The following is a 7,235-nucleotide window of genomic DNA, read 5'->3' as shown; positions in this document are numbered from 1 at the left end:
TTAGTTTTAAAACACGCCCTAGTTATAATCACAAATTTTTTCATAATAAACTCCTTTAACTTTTTTTGGGGAATTACAGCCTCCCTCTTTTTATTCCACTAATATACACTCATAATGCAATAACGTTAATTTTGCAAAAATGTTACAGCTTTGCACTAAAATGTACCTGCATATTAATGGAGTTCTCTGGTAAGTTCAAAAATATTGAATGTTACAAACTTGGATTTCAATTCCTTCGTTAAGCTAAAATAGTACAAAAAAAGCTGCATCCAACAAGTTCCCATAACGCTAACCTGTTGAGTGCAGCTTCTTTTGTATTTTTACTCGCCTTACATAGCGAATTCATAATCATTTCACGCTTTGCGAAGAATTTGTCTCTCGCTCAGTTTTGAAAGCATATCCTTTGTCATAGCCTTCAAATCGTAGCGAGCATGAAATCCCCATTCTGTTTTTGCTGCCGTCGCATCAATGGAATGCGGCCAGCTATCCGCAATCGCCTGTCTCTTCGGGTCAACGTCATAATCAAGGATAAAACCAGGCAACTCCTCTCGAATTGCTGCAGCAATCGCCTCCGGATCTACGCTCATTGCGGTAACATTAAATGAGTTCCGATGCGTCAGTCGACATGAATCCGCTTCCATTAAATCGATGATCGCATTCAGGGCATCCGGCATATACATCATGTCCATATTGGAATCCTTGGCGATATAAGATGTATACCTGCCAGCCGTCACCGCTGCGTAATAAATTTCCACCGCGTAATCCGTCGTTCCTCCGCCGGGAGGCGTCATATAAGATATCAGACCCGGGAATCGCAGTCCTCTGGTATCCAAACCGTATTTGTGAAAATAATAATCACAGAGCAGTTCGCCGGACACTTTATTCACCCCATACATTGTATTGGGTCTCTGGATCGTATCCTGCGGGGTATTGTCTTTTGGAGTCGAAGGGCCAAAAGCTCCAATAGAGCTTGGCGTGAAAAATTGACAGCCGAGCACTCTGGATACCTCAAGGGCATTCATCAATCCACCCATATTCAAATTCCAGGCAAGCAGAGGTTTCTCCTCTGCCGTAGCCGACAGTAGCGCAGCCAGATGAATGATGGTATCCACTTCGTACCGTTTGGCGATTTCGAACATCGCCTTATCATTCGTCACGTCCAGCAGCTCAAATGGACCGGATCTGGTAATTTCATGGGCTGATGACCTGAGATCTGTAGCAATAACATAATCCGCCCCATAGATCTCGCGTAATTTAACAACTAACTCAGAACCGATTTGGCCCAGTGCTCCAGTCACCAAAATCTTGTTCATAAGACATTCCTCCCGAAATAGAATCCCGCGAATGCAGTTAGATCAGCTTCATTTCCTTACCAACTTTCTCATAAACAGAGATCACCTGTTCCAGCATCTCTTTGGTATGGGCAGCTGTCGGCATGTTGCGTATTCTTCCGGTCCATTTTGGAACAGTCGGAAACACGATTGCCTTAGCATAAACGCCTTCTTCATAGAGCCGTTTGCTGAACTGTTGAGTGGTTACTTCATCGCCAATGATACAAGGTGTGATCGGTGTTTCACTTTGACCTACATCATATCCAAGTTCGCTCAATCCTTTTTTCAAATCATTGCCGTTCTCCCATAGCTTCTCAATCAGCGCTGTATCATTCATCAAAATGTCGACAGAAGCACTGCACGCAGCGATCGCACCTGGAGGTAATGATGTTGAGAATAGAAATGGACGACTTCTCAGCTTCAACCATTCGATCAGTTGTTTTTTACCTGCTACATAACCGCCGACAACTCCGATCGCTTTGGAAAGCGTACCAATTTGAAAGTCTATGCGGTCGGACAATCCAAAATGTTTTACAGTTCCTGCACCTGCTCCCAATACGCCTGAACCGTGGGCATCATCCACATAAGTAATCAGATCGAACTCTTCTGCTATGTTTACGATTTCAGATAGCTTGGCTATATCACCATCCATAGAGAATACTCCGTCGGTGATGACCATAATTTTGTTATACTGACCCGATTCCTTGGCAGCTTTGGCCTGATCTCTCAAATCATTCATATCCGAATGCTTAAAGCGAATTACCTTGGCTCTCGACAAACGGCAGCCGTCAATAATCGAAGCGTGGTTTAGCTCATCGGATAAAATAGCATCATGCTGGTCCATTACTGCCGATATGGCAGCCATATTGCAGTTGAATCCCGATTGATACACGATAACGGCTTCCGTCTTTTTGAAATGGGCCAGTTTCTCTTCAAGCTCGATATGAAGATCCATGGTTCCATTAATAGTTCTGACCGCCCCTGCTCCTGCCCCGTATGTCTGTGACGCCTTAACCGAAGCATCGATCAGGCGGTGATCTGTTGCCAATCCCAAATAGTTATTCGAAGACAAATTGATTAGGGACTTTCCATCGATACGAATCACAGGTCCATTTGCACCCTGCAGTGTATCGATAACGTTATACAGACCTTTCGTCTTTAGATCTTCAATGTTCGTACTCAAAAATTGATCCAGTGTTTGGCTTGACATTTTATTCCCTCCTCGGCATACGAGTGTCCTTGTACAGGAGACATATTATGTTTGTAAACCCTTTCATAAAAGGAGATAAGCTGATTTCAATGTATCATCTTTCAACTTTTTTGTACACACAGTAAGGACAAAAAAAGCTAATACATAAAAAATATAGTAGCGATTTCTTCTCCATTTCTGGAAAGCATCGCTACTATATTTTTGTTTATCTCTTTTAATGCTCGGTAACTTTTTCTATACCATTATGTCTTTTATCTATTTCGTTAGATAAAAATTAACTCTTGGGATAAGCAATCACCTGGTTACGTCCTGCTTCTTTGGCTTGATACAGCGCTTGATCGGCAGCTTCGATTAGCTCGGCCGCAGTAAGACCTTCTTGCCATTCTGCTACACCAAAGCTCGCTGTCACCGTATATTTGCGGGAAGGCGATTCTATTTCCAGCTGCTTGCGGATTCGTTCTGCGACTTCTACTCCTCCACGATTCGGTGTGTGTGGCAATAGAATCGCAAATTCCTCACCACCATAACGCACAGGAATATCGCTAGGGCGAACCTGGAACTCAAGCAGTTTGGCCAAATGCTTCAGTACCAGATCCCCCTCGGAATGTCCCCATGTATCGTTGAACACCTTAAAACGATCCACATCCAGCAGAATCAGGCTAAAGGTAGTGCTAGGGTCTTCCTGCTTATACTGCTTGATCAACTTTTCCAGAACCACTTCAAAATATCGGCGATTCCATAGGCCGGTCAACGCATCGTGAAGAGCCATTTCCTGAATACGGTTTGTCTCTACTGCATTATCCATAGCCGTAACAATCATAGGAGACAGCAGCTCCAACTGTTCTTTGTCCTGAAGCGAGAAATGATTGACTGTTGTCGCAAACAGATTCAGCAATCCGACTACACGCGTTTCTTTTCTAAGAATAATATGCATGGAGGAACGAATGCCGTTCTCATACAGTTGATCGGTAATGGGACCTTCTGCCCGATATGTCGTCCAATCTGCATGCACCATAGAGAAACCACTTCGCAGCAGATCATAGATATCAATTGCTTCTCTCGTCAAAGGAATATCTTTGTGCGTAAATAGGCCGTTCTGAATAAATGCCTTGATGGAGAAATGACGACTGTCATTCTGGGAAATAATAGAGACCCGATCACATGGGATAAGTGCTGCCACTGATTCGAGTGATATCCGGTATACCTCCTCCAGATTACGAGCCTGATTCACCATATTAATCATTCGATAGGTTTCTTTGATCGTACGTCTTTCTTTTTTCATTTCATCAGACATCATTTCAAACTTGGAAATAAGTCGTCCAATTTCGTTCTGCTCTGTATATTGGGGGAGCTTGGCCTGGATATGACCGGACTGGTAGGAAGAGACTGCATCATCCAGTTCGATAATCGGCCGGGTAATTCGGGTTAGTCCAGATTGAAGAACATACAGCATAAAAAATTGAATGCCGATAAAGATAGCTCCAATAATAGCAAATAAATAGTATAGTCTATTCAACATGTCTTCTCGTCGATAATCGCGTAGATCTTCGACATATTTCATCAGTTCAGCTTCCTGATCACGAAATGCATCAAAATTCTGCTTGCCTCTTAGTAGCTCTTTTTCAGTAATGGTTCCACCTGCCATCACTTTGCGTACCTGCGGATCTCCATATTCAACCTTCCATTTCTCACCCGTTTCAATCAATCGAACGATGTCTTGATGAATATTCGGATTTTCTTCTATGTTTTCACTATTTTTTAATAATGCTTCGGAAGCTCGGATATAATCTTCCGTCCCTTGATCAAATGGTTTCAGAAATTGTGAATCTTTGGATAAGAGAAATCCTCGCTGCCCTGTCTCCTGATCCACCAGTGCTTTTTCCAGATTAAGCAGTTGAATTCTCAAATCTGCAGATTGTCGCACTTTTTGGTAATTATCCTGAAAGGAATGCCCCATGTAATCAAAACCAATGATGATGTTCAGAATGAAAATGATCATAAAAATGATATTAATTTTAATGAGGTTAGAACCAACAAACTTTTTATTTTGAATAAGATACTTCACTATATTTCTCATTTTGGGGTCCCTTCGTTCTTCCGTCCTTTTAATACCTATATCTGCATTTGGGAGCCACTTATTTAGAAAATAATGCATTATTTACAAATCATACCTCTCCTTGATTATTCACAGAGAAGAAATGTCCGCCAGTCTTACTGCCAGCTATCAACGACACAAAAGACCTGCAGTCACCACTGCAGGTCTTGATTTGTAAATATAATAGATGAGTATATATAGTCCCGTACTTCTATAGTTCTTACCAGAATCGCTCCTCATACCCCATCAATAGCGCAATGCCTTCTGCAAAATAGTAGTCTCCATAGATCAGGGAAACATCGACATTCTGCTGTTCCGGAAAATGACTGGTACCATGCAAAATAAGTCCTTCCTCTGTCTCCGACTCCCATGCTCCATATCGGCTGTATAGCGAATGCAGAATCTTCTCTCCGCTTTCACGATACATTCGTGCTTCCAGCTCGCCTACCTGATCTGCCAGCAATAAAAGTCCACATGCTGCACAAGCTCCAGCAGAAGAATCACGTACGGCAGAATCTCCTTCCGGTGAACGAAAATCCCAATAAGGTACATGATCTTCAGGCAAATTCGCCATGAAGAAATGAGCACTCCGTTTGGCTGCATTCAGATACGCCGGATTCCCTGTATATTGATAACTCAGACTCATCCCGTAAATTGCCCAGGCTGTACCACGCGACCATGCCGAGTCAGGCGCATATCCTTGTCCGCCTTTCACTTCCAGCTTCTCCCCGGTAACCGGATCAAAAGCTACAATGTGGGATACCGATCCATCCTCACGGTAAAAGTGCTGCAGTACAGTATCTGCATGCCGGGTTGCGATATGCAGATACCTCGGGTCGCCAGTTACCGAGGAGGCCCAGTACAGCAGCGGCAGATTCATCAGGCAGTCGATAATCGCCCACCCTTCCAGCCCTTGACCATTCCATGCGCGGATAAAGTTCCCCTGGGCATTAAAACGGGCACTCAATAGATTGGCAGCGAGTAGTGCTCTTCGCTTGGAATCCTCGTCTCCCAGAATGCGGTATCTGGCTCCGCTCGTCAGTGTCCACATAAAACCAATATCATGATCCACCTTAGCGGCATCTGTCAGCAGGACATCCAGCTGACGCTCACAGGATTCTGCAGATGCTCGTAACTCTTCATCCCGAGTATCTCTATATACCAGCCATAACAAACCCGGCCAGAATCCAGCTGTCCACCATGCTGCCGGTTCCAGCTTGTAAGTTCCATTGACACTGGCGTGGGGAAATTGATCTCCTATACGTGTATGTACTCTTTTAACTTTGTTCTTCGTTTGTTCCCATGCTTCCTGTACCCATTGTGGTTGTGCAGTCATCTGTTCTTGCTCCTCTCGGTAATATGATTTCTAGTTGTGACTCGGTACCGCCATATCGATCGGGAAGGCTTTGCCGGACCATGCCTTTTGCGCTGTCCATTCTGCTTGTCCCTGCCAGAATTCATGTTCCGGGGCAAGGCCAAGAGCGAGAAATACAGTCGTACACAGATACAGACTACCTGTCGAGATATACCCTTCCCCGATATCCGGCTGATTGCCTGCAAACCCGATCTGCAGCCAGCCTTGCTCATCAAATGTACCCGGCATCTGAATCTGACGGCGAATCACAGCGGTAAGGGCACCGCGTACCTGAGCAGGCATAACCTCTGCCGGCAGATCCTGTCTCAGTGCCATCAGGGACAGATGCTGAAAAGCACCAAACCGATACGCGAGAGATCTCCCTATAGGCGGATAGGTTCCTTCCGGCGAAATCATCCGTTCCAGAATACCAGCATAACGTACAGCCCGCTGTTGCACAGGAACACGAAGAGCATCCCAGTCACTGAACTGGTCACCCATCATATCCAGAATATCCACCAGCATCGGCTGAATGACAAAGCTATTGTAATAATCCCAGTGGAACTGAGGACCATCTCCATAGATGCCGTCTCCCTTATACCACTGTTCATGCTGTCTGATCGCGTAATCAATGCGCATGCGATCCCATATCTCTACACCCATACGGAACAACACCGTCTCAATCATTGCACTGAACAGCAGCCAGTTGCTGAACACAGGACGAATCTCACGTGTCGACAGCAAAGCAGTGATAAGCTGCGCCTGAGTCTTCCCGGGAAGCAGTTCATACAGCTCATGAGGTGCACGAATAATCGCATGAGCCAGAAATGCAGCATCGACCAGAGGCTGCCCACCTTCAGTAAAATTCATATACTCACTGGAATCCGGGTCTACAGCAGATTCGATCGCCTGCCTCGCCAGCAGAGCCATGTCTGCTCGCTGCTGCCCTTCCTTTCCGGTACGAGGACCGTGTTCCAGCCATGGGGATATACCGGCGAGAGTTCGTCCCAGCGCTTCCAGATGGGTATACTTCGATCGGTCTGCTTCTACAGGCATATCCCGGGTCAACCGGCGCTCCGATAACGCCTGAAGGACAGGATGGGCAATCTGTATAAGTGTCTTCACCCAATACGTTCTATCTTCCGACATGATGTATCCTCCTTTGATCAGCCTGTCATTTCAGAAAAAGTATAGTGATTTGTAACCGTTATCACAATAAACTATAATGATCAAAAACTGACCTAT

5 protein-coding genes are annotated in these 7,235 nt (G+C 44.9%); all 5 read right to left on the bottom strand.

The window, feature by feature from the left end:
- Positions 1-353: 353 nt before the first annotated feature.
- The 5 genes from H065_RS0106720 to H065_RS0106700 all read right to left on the bottom strand — a co-directional run bounded on the left by H065_RS0106720 (position 354) and on the right by H065_RS0106700 (position 7,139).
- Positions 354-1,313: an L-threonine 3-dehydrogenase gene (locus H065_RS0106720; protein WP_017812265.1), complete on the bottom strand. Its 960-nt coding sequence runs from the start codon at positions 1,311-1,313 to the stop codon at positions 354-356.
- 37 nt (positions 1,314-1,350) lie between these two features.
- Positions 1,351-2,541, bottom strand: a complete 1,191-nt coding sequence (locus H065_RS0106715; RefSeq protein WP_017812264.1) for a glycine C-acetyltransferase — start codon at positions 2,539-2,541, stop codon at positions 1,351-1,353.
- A gap of 274 nt (positions 2,542-2,815) precedes the next feature.
- Positions 2,816-4,618 carry a sensor domain-containing diguanylate cyclase gene (locus H065_RS0106710; RefSeq protein WP_017812263.1) on the bottom strand — a complete coding sequence of 601 codons (1,803 nt, stop codon included), beginning with the start codon at positions 4,616-4,618 and terminating at the stop codon, positions 2,816-2,818.
- Positions 4,619-4,856: 238 nt separating this feature from the next.
- Positions 4,857-5,972, bottom strand: coding sequence for a glycoside hydrolase family 88 protein (locus tag H065_RS0106705; RefSeq protein WP_017812262.1), 1,116 nt, complete (start codon positions 5,970-5,972; stop codon positions 4,857-4,859).
- A gap of 30 nt (positions 5,973-6,002) precedes the next feature.
- A complete protein-coding gene (locus H065_RS0106700) occupies positions 6,003-7,139 on the bottom strand; it encodes a DUF2264 domain-containing protein (protein WP_017812261.1) in 1,137 nt (378 codons plus the stop codon).
- Positions 7,140-7,235 lie beyond the last annotated feature (96 nt).

Origin of the sequence: Paenibacillus shenyangensis, assembly GCF_000346635.1 — a bacterium.
In the GTDB taxonomy this organism is placed as follows: domain Bacteria; phylum Bacillota; class Bacilli; order Paenibacillales; family Paenibacillaceae; genus Saccharibacillus; species Saccharibacillus dauci.
The sequence above is the reverse complement of the archived record's forward strand: the minus strand, read 5'-3'. Positions and strand labels throughout refer to the sequence as shown.